Origin of the sequence: Streptomyces sp. NBC_01363, assembly GCF_026340595.1 — a bacterium.
GTDB lineage: Bacteria > Actinomycetota > Actinomycetes > Streptomycetales > Streptomycetaceae > Streptomyces.
In genome coordinates this window covers 1543125-1567267 of record NZ_JAPEPF010000001.1, presented here as the reverse complement: position 1 = coordinate 1567267, position 24143 = coordinate 1543125, and the positions used below count along the sequence as shown (strand labels likewise).

19 protein-coding genes, 1 tRNA gene and 2 pseudogenes are annotated in these 24143 nt (G+C 69.6%); 8 read left to right on the top strand and 14 right to left on the bottom strand.

Annotation, left to right across the window (positions count from 1 at the left end):
- Positions 1–86: 86 nt before the first annotated feature.
- Genes OG611_RS07400 through OG611_RS07390 form a run of 3 tightly spaced genes read right to left on the bottom strand, consistent with a single transcriptional unit; the run spans position 87 to position 3693 of the window.
- Complete coding sequence (locus OG611_RS07400; protein WP_266416705.1) at positions 87–1067, bottom strand: MerR family transcriptional regulator; 981 nt, start codon at positions 1065–1067, stop codon at positions 87–89.
- Entirely contained in the window at positions 1064–2845 is a 1782-nt protein-coding gene (locus OG611_RS07395; RefSeq protein ID WP_266416703.1) for an SDR family oxidoreductase, read from the bottom strand. The genes OG611_RS07400 and OG611_RS07395 overlap by 4 nt, the downstream gene beginning before the upstream one ends.
- Entirely contained in the window at positions 2842–3693 is an 852-nt protein-coding gene (locus tag OG611_RS07390) for a M24 family metallopeptidase (RefSeq protein ID WP_266416700.1), read from the bottom strand. The genes OG611_RS07395 and OG611_RS07390 overlap by 4 nt, the downstream gene beginning before the upstream one ends.
- A gap of 250 nt (positions 3694–3943) precedes the next feature.
- On the opposite strand from OG611_RS07390, the pseudogene OG611_RS07385 reads away from it, so the two are divergent.
- The 6 genes and pseudogenes from OG611_RS07385 to OG611_RS07360 all read left to right on the top strand — a co-directional run.
- Positions 3944–4994 (top strand): annotated as a pseudogene (locus OG611_RS07385) (ABC transporter ATP-binding protein); the annotation flags it as partial.
- On the top strand, positions 4987–5895 hold the full coding sequence (locus OG611_RS07380; RefSeq protein ID WP_266416696.1) for an ABC transporter permease: 909 nt from the start codon (positions 4987–4989) through the stop codon (positions 5893–5895). The pseudogene OG611_RS07385 and the gene OG611_RS07380, both read left to right, overlap by 8 nt.
- A complete protein-coding gene (locus OG611_RS07375) occupies positions 5892–6803 on the top strand; it encodes an ABC transporter ATP-binding protein (RefSeq protein ID WP_266416694.1) in 912 nt (303 codons plus the stop codon). Before OG611_RS07380 ends, OG611_RS07375 begins: the two co-directional genes overlap by 4 nt.
- A 30-nt stretch (positions 6804–6833) precedes the next feature.
- Complete coding sequence (locus tag OG611_RS07370) at positions 6834–7553, top strand: ABC transporter permease (protein WP_266416692.1); 720 nt, start codon at positions 6834–6836, stop codon at positions 7551–7553.
- Positions 7554–7879: 326 nt separating this feature from the next.
- Positions 7880–8578, top strand: a pseudogene (locus OG611_RS07365) (hypothetical protein).
- 286 nt (positions 8579–8864) lie between these two features.
- Positions 8865–8952: transfer RNA gene (locus OG611_RS07360), tRNA-Ser, on the top strand.
- Positions 8953–8996: 44 nt separating this feature from the next.
- Here the strand turns inward: OG611_RS07360 and OG611_RS07355 are convergent.
- The 9 genes from OG611_RS07355 to OG611_RS07315 form a co-directional block, all read right to left on the bottom strand.
- Positions 8997–9800: an HAD family hydrolase gene (locus OG611_RS07355; RefSeq protein WP_266416690.1), complete on the bottom strand. Its 804-nt coding sequence runs from the start codon at positions 9798–9800 to the stop codon at positions 8997–8999.
- Positions 9797–11086 (bottom strand): serine--tRNA ligase, encoded by a 1290-nt coding sequence (serS, locus tag OG611_RS07350; RefSeq protein ID WP_266416688.1) that lies wholly within the window; start codon positions 11084–11086, stop codon positions 9797–9799. The genes OG611_RS07355 and serS overlap by 4 nt, the downstream gene beginning before the upstream one ends.
- 671 nt (positions 11087–11757) lie before the next feature.
- A complete protein-coding gene (pheA, locus tag OG611_RS07345) occupies positions 11758–12693 on the bottom strand; it encodes a prephenate dehydratase (RefSeq protein ID WP_266416685.1) in 936 nt (311 codons plus the stop codon).
- 27 nt (positions 12694–12720) lie between these two features.
- Positions 12721–13965: an iron uptake transporter deferrochelatase/peroxidase subunit gene (efeB, locus tag OG611_RS07340; protein ID WP_266425614.1), complete on the bottom strand. Its 1245-nt coding sequence runs from the start codon at positions 13963–13965 to the stop codon at positions 12721–12723.
- Between the two features lie 98 nt (positions 13966–14063).
- Complete coding sequence (locus OG611_RS07335) at positions 14064–16028, bottom strand: copper resistance CopC/CopD family protein (protein ID WP_266416682.1); 1965 nt, start codon at positions 16026–16028, stop codon at positions 14064–14066.
- Positions 16029–16042: 14 nt separating this feature from the next.
- The gene (locus OG611_RS07330) at positions 16043–16492 is read right to left on the bottom strand and encodes a copper chaperone PCu(A)C (RefSeq protein WP_266416680.1); all 450 of its coding nucleotides are present in this window, start codon (positions 16490–16492) and stop codon (positions 16043–16045) included.
- Complete coding sequence (locus OG611_RS07325) at positions 16489–17142, bottom strand: SCO family protein (protein ID WP_266416677.1); 654 nt, start codon at positions 17140–17142, stop codon at positions 16489–16491. Before OG611_RS07325 ends, OG611_RS07330 begins: the two co-directional genes overlap by 4 nt.
- Before the next feature lie 45 nt (positions 17143–17187).
- Positions 17188–17931, bottom strand: a complete 744-nt coding sequence (locus OG611_RS07320; protein WP_266416675.1) for a YcnI family protein — start codon at positions 17929–17931, stop codon at positions 17188–17190.
- A gap of 155 nt (positions 17932–18086) precedes the next feature.
- Positions 18087–18890 (bottom strand): hypothetical protein, encoded by an 804-nt coding sequence (locus tag OG611_RS07315; RefSeq protein ID WP_266416672.1) that lies wholly within the window; start codon positions 18888–18890, stop codon positions 18087–18089.
- 212 nt (positions 18891–19102) lie between these two features.
- Here OG611_RS07315 and OG611_RS07310 point away from each other — a divergent pair, with 212 nt between their 5' ends.
- On the top strand, positions 19103–19672 hold the full coding sequence (locus OG611_RS07310; protein ID WP_266416670.1) for an ATP-binding protein: 570 nt from the start codon (positions 19103–19105) through the stop codon (positions 19670–19672).
- Between the two features lie 58 nt (positions 19673–19730).
- Here OG611_RS07310 and OG611_RS07305 read toward each other — a convergent pair whose 3' ends face one another.
- Complete coding sequence (locus OG611_RS07305; RefSeq protein WP_266416668.1) at positions 19731–21194, bottom strand: aminopeptidase P family protein; 1464 nt, start codon at positions 21192–21194, stop codon at positions 19731–19733.
- A 112-nt stretch (positions 21195–21306) separates the two neighbouring features.
- On the bottom strand, positions 21307–22677 hold the full coding sequence (locus OG611_RS07300) for a PP2C family protein-serine/threonine phosphatase (protein ID WP_266416666.1): 1371 nt from the start codon (positions 22675–22677) through the stop codon (positions 21307–21309).
- A gap of 632 nt (positions 22678–23309) precedes the next feature.
- On the opposite strand from OG611_RS07300, the gene OG611_RS07295 reads away from it, so the two are divergent.
- A complete protein-coding gene (locus tag OG611_RS07295; RefSeq protein WP_266416663.1) occupies positions 23310–24032 on the top strand; it encodes a bifunctional DNA primase/polymerase in 723 nt (240 codons plus the stop codon).
- The last annotated feature ends 111 nt before the right edge of the window (positions 24033–24143 follow it).

Here is a 24143-nt window from a genome sequence, read left to right as displayed (position 1 = left end):
GTAATTCTCCTCCACAGGTTTGATCCACAGTCAGTTCGACTTATCCACAGGCTAATTGGCGATTCTGTGGACAAGTCGAAGTGATATCAACCACTTTGGTCAACTTGCTCCACTTTGACGTGAGGTGAAACAAGTGCATCCAATGTCCGTGATTGCACCTCGCGTTCAGCGGCCGCCGCGACGAAGGCGGAGACGTTCTCCGTGCCAACCAGCTGCTGGACAGCCCGGATCGTGCTCGGCGGCAGATCCACTCCGAGTGCCGTGAGTGACGGGGAATCCACGCCGATGGGCGTGTCCGCCCCGAGGTGATGATGCAGATGACGGGTGGCGAACGTCCTCATCGCACGGGCCAGTTCGGCGTCCACCGTCTGCTGGGCGAGCGGACGCAGTCTGCGCACCATGGCGGCAGCCTCGGCCGCGTCCGAGTCGGTCGGCGGCCGATGGCCGAGATAGCGGGCGAAGACGTGCTCGGTGGTGAACTCAAGGAAACGCGAGGCGATCTGCTCGACCTGACCGCGAAGTTCCCTCAGATGCCCGGAGATTGCGCTGAGCGGCACGCCCGCAGCGTGCAACTCGACCGCCACGGCCAGCTCCTGGGGGCTCGGTACCAGGAATTCGTCGTCCCTGCCCGGAATGCGTTCGAGTACGCCGAGGTCCACCGCCTCGGCGACCGCCTCGTCGTCCGAGGTCCCGCCGAACTTGAGGTTCAGCTCGTCCCGGGTGATCCGGTCGGCCTGTTCGTCCGTCCAGGGGCCGTGCACCTCGGCGACGAGCCCGAGCACCCCGCCCAGCCCGCGGCCGGTGTCCCAGGCGTCCAGGAGCTCCTTGATGCTGGCCAGCGTGTAACCGCGATCCAGTAGATCGGCGATCTGCCGGAGCCGGGCGAGATGGGTGTCCCGGTACACATTGGCCCGGCCGCGCCGCTCCGGTGTCGGCAGCAGGCCGCGGTCCTGGTAGGCGCGGATCGTGCGGACGGTGGCCCCGCTCGCGTGCGCCAGGTCCTCGATCCGGTACTCGGCGGCGGCCTGCCGGTCCGTCGCCGCCGACGACCGCCCGGGGCCGCTCACAGCGGCGGCTTCAGCCGGGCGATCCCGCGCAGCGCGCCGGGGCTGAACCGGGACAGGAGGCGGGCCCCGCGGGCCTCCGGCGTCACCGGCACGACGGCCTGGTTGCGCACCACCGCTTTGAGGATCGCGTCGGCGACCCGCTCCGGCGGGTAGTTGCGGAGCCCGTACAGCCGGCTGGTCCGCTTGCGCAGACGCTTCTCCTCCGCGGCGTCGGCACCGGCGAAGTGCGTCGTCGCGGTGATGTTCGTGTTGACGATGCCGGGACAGATGGCGCTGACCCCGATCGACCGCTCGGCGAACTCGGCCCGCAGGCATTCGCTGAGCATCAGCACCGCCGCCTTGGAGGTGCTGTACGCGGGCAGCGCCCGGGACGGCTGATAGGCGGCGGCGGAAGCCGTGTTGACGATATGGCCGCCCTGGCCACGCTCGGCCATCTGCCTGCCGAAGATCCGGCAGCCGTGGATGACCCCCCACAGATTGACGTCGAGGACGTTCTTCCAGTCCTCGCTCGTGGTGTCCAGGAAGGAGCCGGACAGGCCGATCCCGGCGTTGTTGACCAGGACGTCGACGATTCCGTACTCGGCGGCGACCTTCTCGGCGAGCTTCTCCATCGCCTGCTCGTCGCTGACATCGACCGCCTCGCCCCAGGCGGCCGGGGCACCGATCAGCCGGGCCATCTCGGCCGTCCTGGCGGCTCCCTCCGCGTCCCGGTCCACGGCCACCACTCGGGCACCTGCCTCGGCGAACGCGAAAGCGGTGGCCCGGCCGATGCCGCCGGCCGCGCCCGTCACGAGGACCAGCCGGCCGCCGAACCTGTCCGCGTACGCCCCGGTCGGCGCGGTGTCCTGCACCGGGCCGCCGTTCTCCTTGGCCGCCTCGTTCGCGGCGACGAACTCGCTTATCCAGGCGGCGAGCTGGTCCGGCCTGGTGCGCGGCACCCAGTGCTTGCCGTCCAGCGACCTGCGTACCAACTGGGGCGCCCACAGCTCCAGTTGGTCGTACAGCTTCTCCGAGAGGAAGATGTCGCCGGTCGGCGTGATCAGCTGGACCGGCACATGCGCGTAGGCGTCGGTGCGCGGTCGGCTCAGCCGGGCGCGGACGTTGTCGCGGTAGAGCCAGGCGCCGTGCGCCGCGTCGCCGGGCAGTGAGGCTGTCGGGTAGTCGCCCGCCGGTACCTTCTCCAGCCGCTGGAGTATCCGCGGCCACTGCTTGCCGAGCGGGCCGCGCCAGGCGAGCTCGGGCAGGACCGGCGTATGCAGCATGTAGACGTACCAGGACTTGGCGCCCTGGCCGAGCAGCTGGCCGACCCTGCGCGGGGTGGGCCGGGTCATCCGCTGCTTGATCCAGTGCCCGAAGTGGTCCAGGGAAGGGCCGGACATCGAGGTGAACGAGGCGATCCGGCCCTCGGTCCGCTTGACCGTGACGAACTCCCAGGCCTGGACCGACCCCCAGTCGTGCCCGACGAGATGCACCGGCCGGTCCGGACTCACCGCATCGGCGACGGCCAGGAAGTCGTCGGTGAGCTTCTCCAGGGTGAAGCCGCCGCGCAGTGGCTTCGGGGCCGTGGACCGGCCGTGCCCGCGCACGTCGTACAGCACGACGTGCCACTGGTCGGCCAGCTGCCGCGCCACGTTCGTCCAGACTTCCTTGCTGTCCGGGTAGCCGTGCACCAGGACGACCGTCGGCCGCCCCTCCTCGCCCAACTCGGCGACGCACAGCTCGATTCCGCCCGTACGCACCCGGCGTTCGCGCGCCCCCGGCAGGCTCTGCAGATTCATGCCGCCACCCTTTCCTCGGCCCAGCGCCGCACATGCGGCAGATCGTCGTCCAGCCAGAAGGCGCTCTGCTCGGGGTCCTTGGAGTCGGTGACCACCAGGATCTCCTCGAACTTGGCACCCGTACCGCGGAATCCGAGATGCGGCTCGACCGCCCACAGACCGGGCTGCGGCGGATGGTCGGAGAAGCGGTACGGACTCCACAGCGGCGACCAGCCGTCCCGGTGTCCGTGCAACGCGTCGCTCATCAGCCCCTTGAGGGACTGGGTGCCGAAGCCGAACACATGCGGGGACCAGCGGCGTTCGGCGACGCGGTCGACCTTGTGGGCGATGACACCGAAGGGGTAGGCGCGGTGCCTGTTGGCGTACCCCTGCCTGATCATCAGGCGTTCGACGTCCTCGTATATCTCGCGCAGCGAATGCCGCTCGCGCACCTCGCGCAGTATCAGCTCGCGGTGGGCTTCCAGATCGGCCAGCAGCTTGTCGTGCAGGGGGTTGAGCCCGAGACAGCCGGAGTAGCCGATGTCGGCCGTGAAGCCCTTGTACACCGGAGCCATGTCGAGGATGAAGGGCATCCCCGGCTCCAGCTTCCGGTTGGTCGGGAAGAACTGCAGGGGAACCTTGAAGCCGGCGAAGGCCGTGCGGTCCCCGAACCAGGCGAAGGGGAGGTGGAACCAGTCCCGCACGCCGCGCTCGCGCAGCCAGTCGCGCTGCATACGGGCCGCCTCGCGCTCGGTCACCCCGGGCCGGAGCCGGCCCGCGACCGCCTCCGCGCAGGCGTACGCGAGGCTTTGAACCTCTCTGAACCCCCGCAGCTCCGGGGCCTTTTCGTCCTTCACTGCCGAGGTCATGCCACCGTCCGTTCCCTGCCGTGTGCGGTACGTGCCCGTAACGTGACACTGATGAATGTGACAATGTCCGGCGATTACGTCAAGAGGCGTGCGGAGACCTGTGGACAACTCGGTCGGGCCCTGCCCCCGGCCGCGGGACTCATCCCTCGTGGTGGCCCCCTACGGGTCCGTACATCTGGAGTCGGATGCCGATCCAGCCGCCAGGGCTGACGACTGATGTGGCGCGTGCCACTACCTTCGGACTGTGACTGTGATCGCGACCGAAAGCCTGAGCAAGCGGTTCCCCCGGGTGACCGCGCTTGACCGGCTCTCCTTGGACATCGGCCCCGGTGTGACCGGCCTGGTGGGTTCCAACGGAGCCGGCAAGTCCACATTGATCAAGATCCTGCTGGGTCTGTCCCCCGCCACCGAAGGCCGGGCCGCCGTGCTCGGGCTCGACGTCGCCACCAGTGGTGCCGCCATCCGGGAACGGGTCGGCTACATGCCCGAGCACGACTGCCTGCCACCGGACGTCTCGGCCACCGAGTTCGTCGTCCACATGGCGCGGATGTCCGGACTGCCGCCGACGGCAGCGCGCGAGCGCACCGCCGACACGCTCCGGCACGTGGGTCTCTACGAGGAGCGCTACCGCCCCATCGGCGGCTACTCGACCGGCATGAAGCAGCGCGTGAAGCTGGCGCAGGCGCTGGTCCACGACCCGCAGCTGGTCCTGCTCGACGAGCCGACCAACGGCCTCGACCCGGTCGGCCGCGACGAGATGCTCGGGCTGATCCGCCGCGTCCACACCGACTTCGGCATCTCGGTCCTGGTCACCTCGCACCTCCTGGGCGAGCTGGAACGCACCTGCGACCATGTCGTCGTCATCGACGGCGGCACGCTCCTGCGCTCCAGCTCCACCAGCGACTTCACGCAGACCACCACGACCCTCGCGGTCGAGGTCACCGACAGCGACACCCACCCGGACGGCACCGACGCGCTGCGCCAGGTCCTCGCCCGGGCCGGCGTGAAGTTCATCGGCCATGACGGTCTCGATGCGCAGGGGCTGCCCGGCGCGGGCCACATCCTGCTCGTCGAGGCGACCGGCGACGAGACGTACGACATCGTGCGCGACGGCGTCGCCGGGCTCGGACTCGGCCTCGTACGGATGGAGCAGCGGCGCCATCACATCGCCGAGGTCTTCCGTACCGAAGAGGCACCCGCGTCCGCAGCCGCGTCCGCAGCCGCGTCCGCACCCGCGGCGCAGAGCGTGCCCGAGACCGCGGCACTCCGTACAGCAGAAGGGGAGCGGTCGTGATGAGTACCGAGACCGGGACCGTGACCGGGAGCGAGACCTCCCGCATCCACAACATCGGGTACCGCTCCTACGACGGCCTGCGGCTGGGCCGTGGCTATGCGCGGCGCTCGCTCTACTCGCAGTCCCTGCGCGGTGCGTTCGGACTCGGCCGTTCCGCCAAGTCCAAGGTGCTGCCGATGCTGCTCTTCGGCGTGATGTGCATGATCGCGGCGATCATCGTCGCCGTTGCCATCGCCACCCCCGGATCGACGGCCCTGCCGATGAAGTACACCGCCTTCGCGATCTATCTCCAGGCCGTGATCGGCCTCTTCCTCGCCGCGCAGGCACCGCAGTCGGTCTCCCGGGACCTGCGTTTCAAGAGCGTGCCGCTGTACTTCTCGCGGCCGATCGAACGGGTCGACTACGTCGTGGCCAAGCTGGCGGCCATGGCGACCGCGCTCTTCATTCTCACCGGGACACCGCTCGTCATCCTCTATGTGGGCGCGCTGCTCGGGAAGTTCGACTTCGCCGACCAGACCAAGGGATTCGGACAGGGAATGGTCTCGGTGGCGCTGCTCTCCGTGCTCTTCGCCGCGCTGGGCCTGGTGATGGCCGCGCTGACACCGCGCCGCGGCTTCGGTGTCGCCGCGGTGATCGCCGTACTGACCATCACCTACGGCGCGGTCTCCACGGTCCAGGCCATCGCCTGGCAGACGGGCTCCGCCGGGGCGATCGAGTGGCTGGGGCTCTTCTCCCCCATCACGCTGATCGGCGGCCTGCAGACCGCGTTCCTCGGGGCCAACTCGGCCTTCCCCGGAGGGGCGGCCCCCGATGCCGGGGTCGGCGTGGTCTATCTGATCGTTGTTCTCGCGCTCGTCGCCGGCTCGTACGCCGTACTGATGCGCCGCTACCGGAGGGTCGGGCTGTGACCACCATCGAGATCGACCACACCTCGCGCTGGTTCGGCAATGTGGTCGCCGTCAACGACGTGAGCATGACGGTGGGGCCGGGCGTCACCGGTCTGCTCGGGCCGAACGGTGCCGGAAAGTCCACGCTGATCAACATGATGGCCGGCTTCCTCGCCCCGTCGACGGGCGCGGTCACGCTGGACGGCAGGGCGATCTGGCGCAACGAAGCCGTGTACAAGGAGATCGGGATCGTGCCGGAGCGGGAGGGCATGTACGACTTCCTGACCGGCCGCGAGTTCGTCGTCGCCAACGCGGAGCTCCAGGGACTCGGCGACGCGGAGGCGCGGAAGGCGCTGGCCACGGTCGAGATGGAGTACGCGCAGGACCGCAAGATCTCGACGTACAGCAAGGGCATGCGCCAGCGCGTGAAGATGGCGTCCGCCCTGGTCCATGAACCGTCCGTGCTGCTGCTCGACGAGCCGTTCAACGGCATGGACCCGCGCCAGCGGATGCAGCTGATGGAACTGCTGCGACAGATGGGTGCAGAGGGCCGTACGGTGCTCTTCTCCTCCCACATCCTCGAAGAGGTGGAGCAACTCGCCTCCCACATCGAGGTGATCGTGGCAGGACGGCACGCGGCGTCCGGCGATTTTCGCAGGATCCGCCGTCTGATGACGGACCGCCCGCACCGCTATCTCGTACGGTCCAGCGATGACCGCGCCCTCGCCGCCGCGCTGATCGCCGACCCGTCGACGGCCGGTATCGAGGTGGACCTGGGCGAACGGGCCCTGCGTATCCAGGCGGTCGACTTCGGACGCTTCACCGAGCTGCTGCCGAAGGTCGCACGTGAGCACGGAATTCGTCTTCTGACCGTTTCGCCGTCCGACGAGTCCCTCGAATCGGTCTTTTCCTATCTCGTAGCGGCCTGAGTAGTGGCCTGAAAGGAGCTGTGAAGCGTCATGTACGACCCCACAGTCGCCCGGCTCACCTACCGGGCCCTGCTCGGCCGGCGCCGGGCCGCCATCCTGTTCGTCCTGCCGGCGCTGCTGGTGGTCATCGCCGTCGCGGTGCGGGCGTTCGCCGGGTCCGACGACCAGGTGGCCTCGGACGTGCTGGGCGGCTTCGCCATCGCCACGATGGTGCCGCTGATCGGTGTGATCGCCGGAACCGGGGCCATCGGCCCTGAGATCGACGACGGATCGATCGTCTACCTGCTGGCCAAGCCGGTGAAGCGGCCGACGATCATCTTCACCAAGCTGATCGTGGCCATCGCCGTGACGATGGTCTTCTCCGCGCTGCCCACGCTGATCGCGGGCCTGATCCTCAACGGCAACGGCCAGCAGATCGCGGTGGCCTACACCATCGCGGCACTGGTCGCCTCGATCGCGTACAGCGCGCTGTTCCTGCTGCTGGGCACCGTCAGTCGGCACGCGGTCGTCTTCGGCCTCGTCTACGCGCTGGTGTGGGAGGCACTGTTCGGCACCCTGGTGCCCGGGGCGCGCACGCTCAGCGTCCAGCAGTGGTCCCTCGCGGTCGCCGAGAAGGTCGGCGGGGCGGGCGCGATCACCTCCGATGTCGGACTGCCGACTGCGACGGTCCTGCTGGCCGCGGTCACGGTGGTGGCGACCTGGTACGCGGGCCAGAAGCTGCGCACGCTGAAGCTGGCCGGGGAGGAGTGACCGGGGGTCTGCCTCCCGGCGCAGCCACCCGAGTGCTCCGTTCCTGATCTCTCCGGAACTCGTCAACCCTCGCCTACCGGGCGGGGGTTGATGCATTTCGGACAGTCGTACGCGTAACTGTACGGTTATCCGTTCGTTGGGCGGGGTGCGTGGAGGCAACTGGGATCTGTGGCGTCGTAGCTTTCGTGAAACAGGGATTGCCGATGCCGGCGAGGGAGTACCCGCCGGGTCGGTCATCGAGTGAGTGGCAACCGTGAGCGTCCTCCGCCCCTCGAAGCCCGGGACAGGGCTGCCCGTCGTCGGTTTCACGATCGGAAGGCATGTCCATGCCCACAGAAGTCGCCCTGCTCGAATCGCGTGCGCTGCGCGTGGAGCAGATGGAGCGCGTCGATGTCCTCGACAAGGTCAAGAGCCTTGTCACGCTCCCGGACGGAATTCACCTTCGCACAGAGGATGTGGCTCGGTACTTCGAAGTATCCACAACCGCCGTCAGAAGGCTCACCGACCGCCATCAGAACGAGTTGACGGAGAACGGGATGCAAGTGCTGCGCGGTGCTGACCTGCGCTCCTTCCATAGCGACATGATGTCGCTATGGGCGGGGGAGGTGCCGGAAAGTTATCCATAGGCAGCGACCCAGCTCCGGGTCTACACCCGCAGGACCGTCCTCAACGTCGCGATGCTTCTTCGCGACAGCGACATCGCCCGATGCGTCCGTACGTATCTGCTCGACGCCGAGCAGGACCTGCGCGCGGGGTACGCCTCCCTCGAACACCGCGTCACCCGAGTGGAGAGCTGCCTCGCCGGAGTCGGCACCGCGCTCCAGGAGCTCGGGCCCGTCCTCAACCGGATGTCGCACCGGCTCGACAGCCTCGACCGGAGGCTGGACGTCACGCATCAGGTAGTCGGCGCCATGAGCGTGCGACTGGGCCACATGTCCGAGGCCATCGTCCGTATCGACGGCAGGATGGATGAACTCGCCCGCAACCTGAAGGATCTGAGCCGCCGCAACAGCAAGCAGCGCTGATCCGGCAGGAGTTCTCGGCCTTTCGGCGCCGCCCGGAGAAGAGCACCGCCCCGAAAACGGGTGGCGTCGAAAGGCCGTCCCCGGCACAGTGATGGGGACGGCACCCGCCGACACGCACACCACGGGCCAGGGGAGGAGCGCGACTATGACCGAGAGTCCGAGTCCGTCGAGTTCCCCGCAGGGCGGACCCGAGCCGGCGCCGGAGTAGTCACCTACGACTCCGCCGTGCCGCTCGGAGCAGAACGCCCGGGGCGGCCTTGTCTGCGCATCGCGCGGCCGCCCACCCGGAGGATTGGCCGAGTGGTAAGGCAGCGGCTTGCTAAGCCGTCGTCGGGGCCGTGAACCCCGCGCGCGTTCGATCCGCGCATCCTCCGCCGCAGCAGGGCCGCGTACCAGTACGCGGCCCTGATCCACGCACCTACGGCTGGAGCAGCTGTTCCAGCACCACAGCGATGCCGTCGTCCTCGTTGGACGCGGTGATCTCCTGGGCCACGGCCTTCAGGTCCTCGTGCGCGTTGGCCATCGCCACGCCCCGACGGGCCCAGGCGAACATCGGGATGTCGTTCGGCATGTCGCCGAAGGCCAGGGTGTCCGCGGCCTTCACGCCCAGCCGGCGCGCGGCCAGCGAGAGACCGGTCGCCTTGCTCAGCCCCAGCGGCAGGATCTCCACCACTCCCGGACCGGCCATGACCACGTCCACGAGGTTGCCGACGGCCGCGCGCGCGGCCTTCGCCAGAGCGTCGTCGTCCAGATCGGGATGCTGGATGTAGACCTTGTTCAGGGGCGCGGACCACAGCTCGGCCGGGTCCTCCACGAAGACGGCCGGAAGCGGACCTTCCTGTACCCGGTAGCCGGGGCCGACCATCACTTCGCCGTCGAGCCCGTCGCGGCTCGCCGCCAGGGCCAGCGGACCGACCTCGGCCTCGACCTTGGACAGTGCGAGACCGGCGAGCTGCCGGTCCAGCGTCAGCGAGGTCAGCAGCTTGCGCTCGCCCGCGTGGTAGACCTGCGCGCCCTGGCCGCAGACGGCGAGCCCTTCGTAGCCCAGGTCGTCCAGGATGTGGCGGGTCCAGGGGACCGCGCGCCCGGTGACGATGATGTGCGCGGCACCGGCCGCGGTGACCGCGGCCAGTGCCTCACGGGTGCGCTCGGAGACCGTGTCGTCGTTACGCAGCAGCGTGCCGTCGAGGTCGGTCGCGACGAGCTTGTACGGAAAGGTCACTTGGCGACCGGCTCCAGAACCTCGCGCCCGCCCAGATACGGCCGGAGCACCTCGGGCACCCGTACCGAACCGTCGGCCAGCTGGTGGTTCTCCAGAATCGCCACGATCGTGCGCGGTACGGCGCAGAGCGTGCCGTTCAGCGTGGACAGCGGCTGGAGCACCTTCTTGCCGTCGCGGGTGTCGCGCATCCGGACGGACAGGCGGCGGGCCTGGAATCCGTTGCAGTTCGACGCGGACGTCAGCTCGCGGTACTTGCCCTGCGTCGGGATCCACGCCTCGCAGTCGAACTTCCGGGAGGCCGAGGCGCCCAGGTCGCCGGTGGCGACGTCGATCACCTGGAAGGGCAGCTCAAGAGCGGTGAGCCACTGCTTCTCCCAGTCGAGGAGCCTGCGGTGCTCCGCCTCGGCGTCCGCCGGGTCGACGTACGAGAACATCTCGACCTTGTCGAACTGGTGCACCCGGAAGATGCCCCGGGTGTCCTTGCCGTACGTACCGGCCTCACGGCGGTAGCAGGGCGAGAAGCCCGCGTAGCGCAGCGGCAGCTTCTCGGCGTCGATGATCTCGTCCATGTGGTACGCGGCGAGCGGGACCTCGGAGGTGCCGACCAGGTAGTAGTCGTCCTTCTCCAGGTGGTACACGTTCTCCGCGGCCTGGCCGAGGAATCCGGTGCCTTCCATGGCGCGCGGGCGGACCAGCGCCGGTGTCAGCATCGGGATGAAGCCGGCCTCGCCGGCCTGCGCGATCGCCGCGTTGACGAGGGCCAGCTCCAGCAGCGCGCCGACACCCGTCAGGTAGTAGAAGCGCGAGCCGGAGACCTTGGCGCCGCGCTCCATGTCAATGGCGCCGAGCTTCTCGCCGAGCTCCAGGTGGTCCTTGGGCTCGAAGCCCTCGGCCCCGAAGTCACGGATCGTTCCGTGCGTCTCCAGGACGACGAAGTCCTCCTCGCCGCCGACCGGCACGTCCTCGTGGACGATGTTGCCGATCTGGAGCATCAGGCGCTTGGCCTCGGCGTCGGCCTCGTCCTGTGCGGCGTCGGCGGCCTTGACGTCGGCCTTCAGCTGCTCGGCCTTCTTGAGCAGCTCGGCGCGCTCGTCGGGCGAGGCCTTGGGGATGAGTTTGCCGAGCGCTTTCTGCTCGGAGCGGAGTTCGTCGAAGCGGACACCGGACGACCTGCGCCGCTCGTCGGCGGAGAGAAGGGCGTCGACGAGTTCGACGTCCTCTCCACGGGCGCGCTGGGAGGCGCGAACACGGTCGGGGTCCTCACGGAGCAGGCGAAGGTCAATCACCCCTCCAGGCTACCGGTGTGCACTTCCCCCGCTCGAACCGATATTGCCGAGCGTGTCACTTTGCCCTAATTGCCTGAATTGGCAATGCTGAGGGAGATTGTGCGGCCAGAGTGGATCCCGATCGTCAATAAAAAGAGCCTACTCGCCTAAATGGGGCAGAAGGCTTCACTCGTCTTGACGTATCCCCCTTGCCTGGAAGGGCAGTTGACCGTTGCTTGTCCACAGGCTCCCGGGCTTCTGGAAGTTATCCACAGGGTGTGAAGAAGATCTGTGGATGCCGGAGGATGTCATTCCGAAAGTTGCGTGATGGCTCGTGGATTTCCCGTTCAAACCCACTTCAGACGCCCGTTCGGGTGGGAATTTCCCGTCCTGAAGAGTTGATCAATGGAATTGGGGCGACACGGGGCGCCTCGGGTGACCTGCCAGCCTGTGGACGCATCTGGGCCGACTGGAGCAATTTGTCGACCATGTCGCTTGGGGGTGTCGACTTGTCCCCAGGTCGAGAACGGTTCCTGTGGATAACTTTGTGGATGCCGAAAGTCGGCAGATAGCACCGGCGGCGACGGCGTTGGGCATCCGACGGCGCGCTGAGACCCGGGAGGAGGCCGACTCGCTCCCGTCCCGCAGGACCGAAGTCCTGTCAGCCCCTCGCGTCCCCGGTTCCCGACTCGTCAGCCTCGGCCGTCCAGGTTCCTGGTCAGCCAGTCGGAGGCCTCCGTGAACGCGGCGTCCGACGTTCCCGCGCGCAGCGGCCGCACGTCCTGCAAGGCCACGCCTGCCCGCGGGTACGAACCCAGGAAGCGCACCTTCGGGCAGATCCGCTTCAGCCCCATCAGCGCCTCGCCGACCCGGCGGTCCGCGATGTGCCCCTCGGCATCCACCGCGAAGCAGTAGTTGCCGATGCCGGCCCCCGTCGGCCGCGACTGGATCAGCATCAGGTTCACCCCGCGCACCGCGAACTCCTGGAGCAGTTCGAGCAGGGCACCGGGGTGGTCCTCGCCCAGCCAGATGACCACGGACGTCTTGTCCGCGCCCGTCGGCGCCGCCGGCCGGGCGGGGCGGCCCACCAGGACGAAGCGGGTCTGCGCGTTCACCGCGTCATGGATCTCGGTCACCAGCGGTTCGAGGCCGTACGTGGCCGCCGCGAACTCACCGGCGAAGGCGGCGTCGTACCGGCCCTCCTGCACCAGCCGGGCGCCGTCCGCGTTGGAGGCCGCCGACTCCCACACGGCGTCCGGGAGGTGGGCGGCCATCCAGTTGCGCACCTGCGGCTGTGCGGCCGGGTGCGCGGTGACCGACTTGATGTCGGACAGCTTGGTGCCCGGCCGCACCAGCAGCGCGAAGGTGATGGAGAGCAGCACCTCGCGGTAGATCATCAGCGGCTCGCCGGTGGTCAGCTCGTCGAGCGTCGCGGTGATGCCGCCCTCGACGGAGTTCTCGATCGGCACGAGCGCCGCCGCGGCGGCCCCGCTGCGTACCGCGTCCAGAGCGGCCGGTACGGAGACCATCGGGACGAGTTCGCGGGTGGCGGCTTCCGGGAGCGTACGGAGGGCGACCTCGGTGAAAGTACCTTCGGGGCCGAGATAGGCGTAGCGCGTGGCGGACATACCGTCACCCTAATGCGCCCCGGTGGCTCAGGACTCCAGAAGCCGCTGCCCCACGTACTCGCCTTCCGCCGCACCGCCCGGCACCGCGAACAGGCCGCTCGCCTCGTGCCGGATGAACGGGGACAGGGCGTCACCCCGGTCCAGCTTGCGCTGCACCGGGACGAACCCGCGCAGCGGATCCGCCTGCCAGCAGATGAACAGCAGACCGGCGTCCGGAGTGCCGTCCGCCGAGATGCCGTCGTGGTACGAGAAGGGGCGCCGCAGCATGGCCGCGCCGCTGTTCTTCTCGGGGGAGGAGATCCGGGCGTGGGCGTTGTCCGGGATCAGGAGCTTGCCGTCGGGGCCGGCCCTGTCGAGGTCCATCACGGTGGTCTCGGCGCCGCCGCTCAGCGGAGCGCCGTCCTTCTTCCGGCGCCCTATGACCTGCTCCTGTCGTTGCACCGGGAGCTTCTCCCAGTCGTCGAGCAGCATTCTGATCCGGCGCACGACCGCGTACGAGCCGCCCGCGAGCCAGTCGTACTTCGCGTCGGTTCCACTCGGGACGAAGACGCGGCGCTCGAAGTCGCTCTCGGTCGGTTTCGGGTTGTTGGTGCCGTCGACCTGGCCCATCAGATTGCGGGCGGTCATCGGCTGGGCCGTGGCGCCGGGGGCGCGGTTGAAGCCGTTCATCTGCCAGCGGATCCTGGCGGCGGGGGCGGCCTCCTTCTGCACGGCACGCAGTGCGTGGAAGGCGACGAGCGCGTCGTCCGCGCCGATCTGGACCCAGAGGTCACCGTTGGAGCGCCCGGCGTCGATGCGGTCGGAGGAGAAGGGCGGCAGCGGGTCGAGCCCCGGTGGGCGATTGCCGGTCAGGCCCGTGCGTTCGAAGAAGGTCCGGCCGAAGCCGAAGGTGACGGTCAGCGAGGACGGTCCGGCATCCAGCGCGATCCCGGTGTCATGGTCCGGACCGTCCGCCGCGCCGTCCCCGGCCGGATCGCCGGCCATCAGGCGCTCGGCCACGGCCGACCACCGGCGCATCAGGGCAGCGGCTTCCTTGCGTCCGGCACCGGGCACCAGGTCGAAGGCGACGAGATGGCCGCGCGCCTGAAGCGGAGTGGTGATCCCCGGTTGATGTTTCCCGTGAAACATCACCTGGGTGGAGCCGACCGTGGTCAGTGCGGCGGCTTCGTCGGGCCGGGTCGCGGCATAGCCGGTCGCGCCGCCCGCCGCGCCCAGCATCAGCCCGGTCGCACCGGCCGCGCCCGCGCTGCCGATCAGCCGACGCCGGGAGATGCGTCCACCGTCACGGGCACCGTCGTCCCCGCTGCCCGCGCCGTCCCGGGCTCCGCCGGCCCGGGTCTTCCTGCTGGTGTCTGTGCTCACGATCCTGCTCAACCGATCTTCACGTTCTTGTCGATGGTCGTCTGATCGATGTCCGAGGTACGGACGGTCACGGCGACCTTCCAGTTGCCCGGCATCGGGATCTGGACGCCGTCGGCGGTCCAGTGGCCCTCGGCCAGCCGGGCGGGGACGACGGGGAGCGGGCCGATGTCCTTGGACTCCAGCGTGAAGGCGACCTTCACCTCGGGGACGTCCATGGCCTTTCCGTCGGCGCCGTCGATCCAGATGTGGAGCTCATTGGCGCCGGTGCCGGCGGGGGTGATCTCCATCCGCACCGTTCCCCTGCCGTTCGTGCCGCCCGTGTCGAAGGGCAGCTTCAAGCTGACCGGGCCTTCGGCCGCCGGGGCGGTCGCCGCCGTCGACGTGCGGGCCGCTTCTTCCTCGGTACGTGCCGGCTCGGTCGAGGTCAGTACGGTCGTCACCGCCAGCAGCGCGACGGCGACTCCCACTTCCGCCAGCACCGACCGGCGGAGCCCGGACCGTTCGGGGTCGGCGTCGCGGATCCGCTTCTTCTGGGCGGTGGCCACGGCGGCCTGCTGCCGGGCGAGTTGAGCCGCCCGCGCGGGGTTCTCGACCGTGGACATCGATGTGCCCGGGGTCCCGGCCTCGTCGGAGACCGCTTCATGGGGCCTCTCTCCGTCCCCGGCCTCGGACCCTGTTTCCGTGCCGACCCCGCCCGCGATCAGACGCGCCGTCCAGCGCCGCGAGAACCAGGCGATCCCGACCAGGACGGCGACGAGCCCCACCTTCACGAGCAGCAGTTGCCCGTATCCGGTGCCGGTGAGCGCGGACCAGGTGCCGACCTGGCGCCAGGACTGATAGATCCCGGTCGCGGCGAGCACGATCACGCTGCCGAACGCGATGCCGGAGAAGCGCCGTACGGCCGTGGCGTCGATGTCGGGGGTCCGGTAGAGCGCGACCAGCAGGGCCGTGAGACCACCGAGCCAGGCGGCGACGGCCAGCAGATGGAGGACGTCGACCGGCATGGCGATGCCGGGCTGGATCCCGGTGGAGGCGTGCTCGGCGAGCGCCCACGTACCGGCGATCCCGGCAGCGATCACCGTGCCGCCGATGGCCAGCCCGAAGGTGAGGTCCTTCTTCTCGCGCTCGTCCTCGCGCTTGGCGTAGGCCCCGAAGAGCACGGCGATGAACAGCGCGGAAGCGCCGAGCAGCAGCAGCCGGGAGACGAGTGCGGCGCCGGGCTTGGTGTCCAGCACGGCCTTCAGGCCGTCGAGGTCGAAGGCGTCCGGGAGCTTCCCCGATCCGGTGTACGGGTTGCGCAGGAGCAGCATGGCCAGGGTGGCGACGGTGAGGGTCATCCAGCCGCGTACGACCAGGCGTTGGAGGGGGCGGGCACCCGCCCCGCGCTGCCAGCAGGCCAGTACGAAGGCGGAGCCGCCGGCCAGCAGGATGAAACCGGCGTACGCGGCGTAGCGCGCGATGCCGTAGAGAGTGCCGACGAGGCCGCCCCCGGCCTCGTCCGTCGGGAGCGCCACGGCGGTCTTCGAGGGTGCTCCGACGGAGAAGGTGAAGGCGCCGGACACGGGGTGGCTGTCCGCGGACACCGCCTGCCAGGCGACGGTGTACGTCCCGTCGGGCAGTCCGGCGTGCAGCGAGACGCCGTACTTCACGGTGGATCCGCTCTGCAGATCACGGGGCGCGGCGCCGGTGTCGGCGCGTTTGCCGGCGGGATCCAGGATCCGGATGGAGTCGTCGCCGAGGGCGACCTGCTCGGAGAAGGTGAGCGTGACCTCCTTGGGGGCGGTGGCGACCACCGCCCCGTCCTGCGGATCGCTCCCGGTCAGTGCGGCATGCGCGGACGCCGGGCCCGCACCTCCCAGCAACAGGCCGAACACCATGCCGACGAGGGCGGCGAGGAGCGCGGCCGCGGCGAGTGGACGGCGTGTCGAGGGAGTGGACGGGGGCGGTCCGAAGTGCGGGGCGGTGGCTGTCATGACGAGTCAGTCCCTCACTGCTTCTTCGGGTTGTGGGTGGTCTCCTTCACGGGAAGGTCGACCTTTATCGGGTCGGCCTTCTCGAAGTGCAGCTCCACGGACACCTTCTCGCCCTGCTTGGGCCGCTGCTTGAGTTTCATGAACATGATGTGGTTCCCGCCGCGCTCCAGATCCAGCTCGCCGCCCGCGGGCACGTCGAAGGATGTCACCATGCGCATCGTCTGGTTCTTCGTCTCGTGGATCGTGACATCGTCGGAGAGCGGGCTGGTGACGGAGGTGAGCCGGTCGGACGCCCCGCCGCTGTTCTCTATGACGAGGAATCCGGCCGCCATGTCGCTGACGGGCTGCGGCATGAACGCGCCGGTCACCTTCAGCTCGGGCTTGCCGTCCGAGGACGAGCAACCCGCCAGCGTCAGCCCCGTGGTGAGGGCGATGATCCCGGCGAGGGTGGTGCGGCGGTTCACGGGGTCTCCCCCTTGACGATCTTGGGGAGGTCCTTGGTGTAGTCGTCGGGCGAGGTGTCCTCGCTGTAGACGAGGTAGCCCTTGTCGGTCTTCGGGGAGAACGCGATGACCTGGGACCCGTGCATCGAGACGACCGTGCCGTCCTTCTCCTTCTTCGGCGCGTCGATGCCGATGCCGATCTGGCGTGCGCCCGCCTGGATGGTCGGGAAGTCGCCGGTGAGGCCGACGAAGGAGGCGTCCTGGGACTTGAGCCAGCTGCCGAGCGAGGACGGGGTGTCCCGCTCGGGGTCGGTGGTCACGAAGACGACCTGGAGCTTCTCCTGGTCGGCCTCGGGCAGCGACTTCTTGGCGATGGCGATGTTGCTCATGATGAGCGGGCAGACGTCGGGGCAGTTGGTGTAGCCGAAGTAGATCAGGGTCGGCTTGCCCTTGGTCTGCTCCCGGAGGTCGTACTTCTTGCCGTGGGTGTCGGTGAGGACGAGATTCGGCTTGGTGAACGGCTGGTCCAGGACGGTCGCGGCCTTGGTCTTCGCCTGGACCGATACGTCTGCGATGGGCTTCTTGGCGCTGTCGTCGCTGCTGCCGCAGGCGGACAGGGTGAGCGCGGCCGCGGCGACGAACGCCGCGGCCAGCACCGTTTTCTTAGGCATGGAGCACTGATTCCTGGTGGTCGGTGGGGCGGGTGGAGCTGTGGATCAGGCGTTGCGGCGGCGGCCGGCGAGGACGCCGAAGGCCACGCCCGCCACGCCGACGACGATGCCGACGATGCCGAGGACCCGGGCCGTGGTGTCGCTGGAGGAGGTGTCCGAGGCGGCCGTCGTCTGCTTGTCCGTGGCCTGGGCGCCGGCGTCGGCACCCTTGGCGTCGGCGGTCGCGCCGTGCTCGCCGGTGGTCGGCGCGGTCAGCGCGAGGACGGGCGCCGGGCTCTCGGGCTCGGCGGCGCCGGCCTTCTGCTCCTCGATCCAGCGGACGACTTCCTTGTTGTCGTACGTCTGGATGGCCTTGAACACCAGTTGGTCGGCGTCCTCGGGGAGCTGGCCGATGGAGAGCGGGAACTGCTGGAAGTCACCGGGGCGGATGCCGCGCGCGTCCTTGTCGCCCTCGGCGGTCCAGGTGACCTTGGAGACGGCCTCGTTGATCTTCTTGCCGTGCATCTCCATCGGCTTGGCCAGCTTGCTCTTGGTGACCTCGATGTCCCAGCCGGGTACGGCCTGCGGCATGACGGAGGCCAGCGGGTGGTCGGTCGGGAAGTTGACCTCGACCTTGGTCGTCGAGGCGTTGTCGCGCTCGTTGGGGACCTTGAAGTTGACGGTGGCGTAACCGCCCTTGGCGGCCTCGCCCTGCGGCTGCACGCTGACGTGCGCGGAGGCCGTACCGGCGAGGAGCAGGACGGTGGACGCGGCGACGCCGCCGGCGAGGGCGATGCGGGAAACGTTCATGACAGGGATCACTCCACGGAAGCACGAAGGAAAGGTGGTCCGGCGCGCGGGTGCGCGACGGCATCACGACACCTCTCCTCTTCCCGCTGAGCGGCGCTCATGCGCCGGCCGGGTACGGCACGGAGCGGTCCGTGTGCCGGATGGAGGGTGTCGCGTCAGGCTGCGAGCGCGTACGCGGCCGGCGGACCGCGCCTGATCACCAGGTGCTGCAACGGGTCCCCGGTGGCGGGGGGCGGGGCGTCGACCGCCGTACGGGCGATGCGCGGCCCGGTCGCCGGGCCGCCGGGAAGTCCGGCGCGCAGGGCGTCGACGAGGGCGAGCGCCGCGCGCAGGGCGCGCAGCCGGGCCCCGGCCGCGATCTGCTGGGCACCGTGCGCGGACAGCCGGACCAGCCGGAACAGGGCGATCTCGCCGCGGCGCAGCAGCCAGCCGGTGGCCGCCGCGGCGAGCAGATGGCCGAGCAGCATGGGCAGGTCGGGCAGCAGGGCGGCGAGGGCGGCCGGATCCGTGCCGGACACGGCGGCCACATGGCGGTGGTCACCGGCCGTCACCGACGCCGGGTCGATGCCCGCGGTGGTGACGATGCGGTGCGCCTCGGCGGCGCTCAGCCGGCCCGGCCCGGCCCCGCACACGAGGCTTGCCGCGAACCGGATCAACGAGTCGTCGCCCGCCGCGGTGTTCGCCGGGGTGCCGTGCGTACCCATGCCGAACAGGGAGTGCAGGGCGATCTGTCCGCCGGCCAGTGCGGCGGCGATGGACGGCAGCGAACGCTCGCGTCCGGCGAACGGTGCCACCACCGCGAACATCCCCAGGAACCCGGCGAGCAGGGTCCACCAGGGGACGGCGGCGCAGGAAGCCAGGGAGTGACCTGCCGCGGACAGCGCGACGCAGACCGCGGTGAACACCGCGGCCCTCATGAGCCGCAGACCGGCTCCGGCGCGTGCGACAGGCATAGACATGGCGGGGCCATCATCGCACCGAGCCCCGGGGCTCGGTGCGGCAGGTCCGGAAGGTCGCCTTCCGTCCGATGGGGCTCACCGGCCGGGCATACACGGGTGTACGGAGAGCTGGTATCCGCCGAATGAGCGGTCTCACATCCGGTCTGTGCTTACGAATGGTGTTGCGCGGCAATACGTATCGGTATGTCGAGCCGCAGCCAGGAGGCTGGAGCATGAGCATCTGGTGGTCCCTCCATTTGCGGCGCGAGGCTGCGAGCGTTCCGCTGGCCCGTCGCTTCCTGCTGGGCACCATGGAGACCGCGGGAGTGGACCCGGACATCTCCTTCGATCTGTCGGTCGCACTCAGCGAGGCCTGTGCGAACGCCGTCGAGCACGGCGGTGACCACAGGGTTCAGGAAGACCAGGAAGGCCAGGGCGTTCCGCGGGATCCGTGGGACGTATGGGACGAGTTGCCCGGGGCGGCCTCCGGGCAGTACCGGGTCACCGCTTATCTGGACGGCGAGAAGTGCCGTATCGAGGTCGCCGATTCGGGGCCCGGCTTTCCCGCCCGGCGCACGCTCCGCACCTCCGCACAGCAGCGCGGGACCCAGCAGCACGAAACCCATCAGCAGCACGAACCCCAGCAGTACCCGCCGCTCAACGCCGAGGACGGGCGGGGCCTCTGTCTGATCGAGCAGCTCGCCGACCACGTGCACTTCGGCAACCGCCCCGGCAGCGGTGCCGTCGTCAGCTTCGACAAGGTCCTGAAATGGCGGAAGGACGCTCTGCTCATGGTGTCCTGAGCAGAGCGTCCTTCGCCGGGTCTTCCCGGTCTTCCCGGGGCGTCCCGGATGTTTCGGATCAGCCCTTGAGCCGGGCCATCCATTCCTCGACCTCGTCGGCCCGACGCGGCAGCTTGTCGGAGAGGTTCCGGTTGCCGTCCTCGGTGACGAGGATGTCGTCCTCGATCCGGACGCCGATGCCCCGGTACTCCTCGGGCACGGTCAGGTCGTCGGTCTGGAAGTACAGACCGGGCTCGACCGTGAGGCAGACGCCGGGCTCCAGCGTTCCGTTGACGTACGACTCGGTGCGCGCGGCGGCGCAGTCGTGGACGTCCATGCCGAGCATGTGACCGGTGCCGTGCAGCGTCCAGCGGCGCTGGAGCCCCAGCTCCAGGACCTTGTCCACGGACAGGTCGCCCAGCAGGCCCCACTCGACGAGCTTCTCGGCGAGCACCCGCTGTGCGGCGTCGTGGAAGTCGCGGAAGCCGGCGCCGGGCTTGACGGCGGCGATGCCCGCCTCCTGGGCCTCGTACACGGCGTCGTAGATCTTCCGCTGCAGCGGCGTGAACGTGCCGTTGATCGGAAGGGTGCGGGTCACGTCGGCGGTGTAGAGGTCGTTGGTCTCCACACCGGCGTCGAGCAGCAGCAGCTCGCCGGAGCGCACCGCGCCGTCGTTGCGCACCCAGTGCAGGGTGGTGGCGTGCGGGCCGGCCGCGCAGATCGAGCCGTAGCCGATGTCGTTGCCCTCGATGCGGGCACGCAGGAAGAAGGTGCCCTCGATGTAGCGCTCGCTCGTCGCCTCGGCCTTGTCGAGGACCTTCACGACGTCCTCGAAGCCGCGCGCGGTGGCGTCGCAGGCCTTCTCCAGCTCGGCGATCTCGAAGGCGTCCTTGACCAGCCGGGCCTCGGAGAGGAAGACGCGCAGCTCCTCGTCGCGCTCCGCGGTGACCTTGTCGGTCAGCGCGGCCTCGATGCCGGCGTCGTGGCCGCGGACGTTGCGGACCGGGCCGGTGGCCTCGGTCAGCGCGGCGGGGAGCTCGCGCACGTCCTTCGCCGGGATGCCCAGCAGCTGCTCGGCCTCGGCGAGGGAGTGGCGGCGGCCGACCCACAGCTCGCCCTGGCCGTCGAGCCAGAACTCGCCGTTCTCGCGGTTGGAGCGAGGCAGCAGGTGGATGGTCGCCTCGTGACCGTCCTCGGTCGGCTCCAGGACGAGGACGCCGTCCTGGGTCTGGTCGCCGGTGAGGTACGCGTACTCGGTGGAGGAGCGGAAGGCGTACTCGGTGTCATTGGAGCGGGTCTTCAGGTTGCCCGCGGGGATGACCAGTCGCTCACCGGGGAAACGCGCGGAGAGCGCGGCGCGGCGGGCGGCCGTGTGTGCGGCCTGGGCGATCGGTTCGAGGCCGTGCAGTTCGGTATCGGCCCAACCCGACTTCATGTTCGCGGCGAGTTCATCGGAGACGCCCGGGTACAGGCCGTTCTTCCGCTGCTTGACCGTCTCTTCTTCCTCGGTCTCCGGGTTCTCCGGGGTGAGCTCCTCAGCCACGATTTGTCTCTCCTTGATACGACACTGGACCCCGTCCATCGTACGGGCGTACGGAAGGGGGCACAGGGCCGGAGGACCTGTTACACGGCCGGGCCGGGGAATGCCGGGGCGCTCAGTCGAAACGCGCGGCCAGGACGACCACGTCCTCCGCGTCGTCGTCGCGGTCGAGCCCGTCCGGCAGCACGGTGCGCAGCACGTGGTCGGCGACGGCTCCGGCGTCGAGACGCATCGCCTTCGGCACGGAAGCGGCCGCCGAGTGGAGCCGCGCGAACGCCCGGTCCGTCGAGTCGCCGGTGCGGCGCAGCAGTCCGTCGGTGCAGAACAGTACGGTCTCGCCGGGCGCCGGGGTGATCTCCACGCTGGGTGCCTCCCAGCAGGCGAGCATGCCCAGCGGCGCGGAGACCGAGGTCTCGACGAACTCGGTGCGCCGGTCGCCGATCACGAGCGGCGGGGTGTGGCCCGCACCGGCCAGCAGGATCTTGCGCTCGGCGGGTTCGCAGTAGGCGAACAGCGCGGTCGCCGTACGGGCCGGTTCGGTGAGCCGCAGCAGCAGCTCCAGGTCCGAGAGCACGGCGACCGGATCCTCGCCCTCCATCACCGCGTACGCCCGCAGGCCGGCCCGCAGCCGTCCCATGGCGGCCAGGGCGCTGGGCCCGGAGCCGTTCACCGAGCCCACGGCGAGACCGAGCGCACCCTCCGGCAGCGCCAGCGCGTCGTACCAGTCGCCACCGCCCTGCGGCGCCCGGCGGTGGCGGGCGGCCAGCTGTACGCCGGCGACCCGGGGCAGCCGGCTGGGCAGCAGCTCCTCCCTGACGGTGGCGACGTCGGCCCTGGCCCGCTCCAGTTCCAGCAGCCTGGCCAGGTGCTCACCGGCGTACCCGGCGTAGAGGCCGACGAGATGACGCTGGCGCTCCAGGGGTTCGGCGGGTTGGTCGTACAGCCAGACGGCGGCACCGAGTCTGCCGGTCGCCTCGGCGGTGATCGGCATGGCGTAGCTGGCGGCGTATCCGAGCCGGGCGGCGACTTCGCGGCGGCGGGGGTCCAGGCCGGTGTCGCCGGGCAGGTCGGGGGTGGTCAGCGCTCCTTCGGCGTCCGGGAGCCCCTCCAGGATCCGGCCGTAGGAGGTGGCGGTGCGCGGCACCGTCTCGATCAGTCCGAGCTCGGCATGGGTGAGCCCGAGGCCGACGGTGCTCACGGGGCCGCGGCGGTCGGACGGTTCGAGGACGACCAGGCCGCGGCGGGCGCCGACCAGGGCGGCTCCGGCGTCCAGCAGCTCGTGGAGCGCGTCGTCGAGGGTGCCGGTTCTGGCCAGCCGCTCGGTGAGTTCGTGCAACGTGGTGAGGTCGGAGACCCAGCCGGCGAGCCGGTCCTGGATGAAGGCTCCTGGGGCGGACGGCACTTCGGACAAGGACCCGGCAGTGTGCGCTGAAACCGGAACTGTGGGATCGATTCCAGCCACTTTCGGCAGGTGTGGGGCGCTCATGGACGTCTGCTTTCCGACCAGTGCGTTTCGTCGAATAGCATCGCAAACCCCCATGTCATTCTGCGCCGCTATCAGTGCATCCGCATGTACACGTGCACCACATGTACACGCACAAGTGAGGCGATGTCCAGCATTGTCACCACGGTAAATATGGTGTCCAAGAGACCGTCAAGTTGGCCTAAAAATGCACCCTGCGACAGCCATTTGCGGTCGACTGGGCGTGCTCGACAGGGGGTGTTCTCGGGGTGAAGTCCTAGAGGGAGCGTCATTGCGGGCGTGCTGGGTACGTAATCGATGAAGGCCAGGGGTAGTTCTGATCGCCCCGGAACCCGGCAGGCGGCCCGGACGTCCTCTCTTGTGACGGCCACGCCCCCACCCCCGAGTGGCGGGGTTTGCACCTTGGGACGGCAGGCGCGATACATGCGCTGCTCCTCGCCACGCTTGTCCGGACCTGCTCGTCCGGACCCGTCTCGCACCTGCTCGAATCGGCTCGGCCCATGCTCGGTACCGACGACCCACCCGTACCGCAGACCTGAAGAGCATGTACGCACAGTGAAGTAAGGCACACGTACGGCAATTCGCACGTGGTGCGATGTGGACCCTCGGCGTTCAACGGAAAGGAACGAGCGCTCATGCGCGAGATCCTCGGAAGGCGACGCAGGCTCCGGCTCCGGCGCAGGGGAAGGCCCGCCCAGCTCGACGCGGCCCTGACCTGCGCCACCGCATGGCAGTGGCCGGTGCTCCCCGGAGTGGGACCGGAGGCGGCCGGTGGTCGCAGTGGCCGTGGCCGTGGCTGCGCCTGTCCCGATCCCGAGTGCGCCGTGCCCGGCGCACATCCCTTCGATCCCGGTCTCCTCGCGGCGACCACCGACGAGCGCCTGGTGCGCTGGTGGTGGACCAACCGGCCCACCGCTCCGATCGTTCTGGCCACCGGGGGGCGCGCCCCGTGTGCGCTGAGCCTGCCTGCCGTGGCCGCCGCCCGAGCGCTGACCGAGCTGGACCGGATGGGCGTGCGGCTCGGACCCGTGGTGGCGACGCCGACCCGGTGGTCGCTGCTGGTCGCCCCGTACGACCTCGAACGGCTCGGCGAGCTGCTGCACGCCCAGGACTGGGTGCCCAGTTCGCTGCGTTTTCACGGCGAGGGCGGCTATCTGGTCCTTCCGCCGTCCGAGGTGGGGGCGGGGCAGGTGCGCTGGGAGCGGGCTCCTTCCCCGGAGCCCCGGCCTCGTCCGCACGGAAGGGGTCCGGTTCCGGCGCCTGCCGCGCCGTGGCTGCCGGACGTGGGTGCGGTGCTGGACGCACTGGTCGAGGCGAGCAGCGGTGCACCGGACGGCGGCAGCCGGCTCGCGTACTGACGGGGCGGTGGCGGGTGCGCCTCGTGCCCGCCACCGGAGCATTGGGGTGAGCCGCACCGGACCCGTGTTCCGTCGGAATATCCGGCGGACCGTCAGAAACTCATGCGAAAC

What these genes read in the sequence shown, in the direction of transcription:
- OG611_RS07315 (WP_266416672.1), bottom strand. Translation starts at nt 18,890, where the DNA reads ATGTCTATGCCTGTCGCACGCGCCGGAGCCGGTCTGCGGCTCATGAGG.
- OG611_RS07325 (WP_266416677.1), bottom strand. Translation starts at nt 17,142, where the DNA reads ATGCCTAAGAAAACGGTGCTGGCCGCGGCGTTCGTCGCCGCGGCCGCG.
- OG611_RS07335 (WP_266416682.1), bottom strand. Translation starts at nt 16,028, where the DNA reads ATGACAGCCACCGCCCCGCACTTCGGACCGCCCCCGTCCACTCCCTCG.
- OG611_RS07295 (WP_266416663.1), top strand. Translation starts at nt 23,310, where the DNA reads ATGCGCGAGATCCTCGGAAGGCGACGCAGGCTCCGGCTCCGGCGCAGG.
- OG611_RS07320 (WP_266416675.1), bottom strand. Translation starts at nt 17,931, where the DNA reads ATGAACGTTTCCCGCATCGCCCTCGCCGGCGGCGTCGCCGCGTCCACC.
- OG611_RS07390 (WP_266416700.1), bottom strand. Translation starts at nt 3,693, where the DNA reads ATGACCTCGGCAGTGAAGGACGAAAAGGCCCCGGAGCTGCGGGGGTTC.
- pheA (WP_266416685.1), bottom strand. Translation starts at nt 12,693, where the DNA reads ATGTCCGCCACGCGCTACGCCTATCTCGGCCCCGAAGGTACTTTCACC.
- OG611_RS07310 (WP_266416670.1), top strand. Translation starts at nt 19,103, where the DNA reads ATGAGCATCTGGTGGTCCCTCCATTTGCGGCGCGAGGCTGCGAGCGTT.
- OG611_RS07380 (WP_266416696.1), top strand. Translation starts at nt 4,987, where the DNA reads ATGAGTACCGAGACCGGGACCGTGACCGGGAGCGAGACCTCCCGCATC.
- OG611_RS07395 (WP_266416703.1), bottom strand. Translation starts at nt 2,845, where the DNA reads ATGAATCTGCAGAGCCTGCCGGGGGCGCGCGAACGCCGGGTGCGTACG.
- OG611_RS07300 (WP_266416666.1), bottom strand. Translation starts at nt 22,677, where the DNA reads ATGAGCGCCCCACACCTGCCGAAAGTGGCTGGAATCGATCCCACAGTT.
- OG611_RS07370 (WP_266416692.1), top strand. Translation starts at nt 6,834, where the DNA reads ATGTACGACCCCACAGTCGCCCGGCTCACCTACCGGGCCCTGCTCGGC.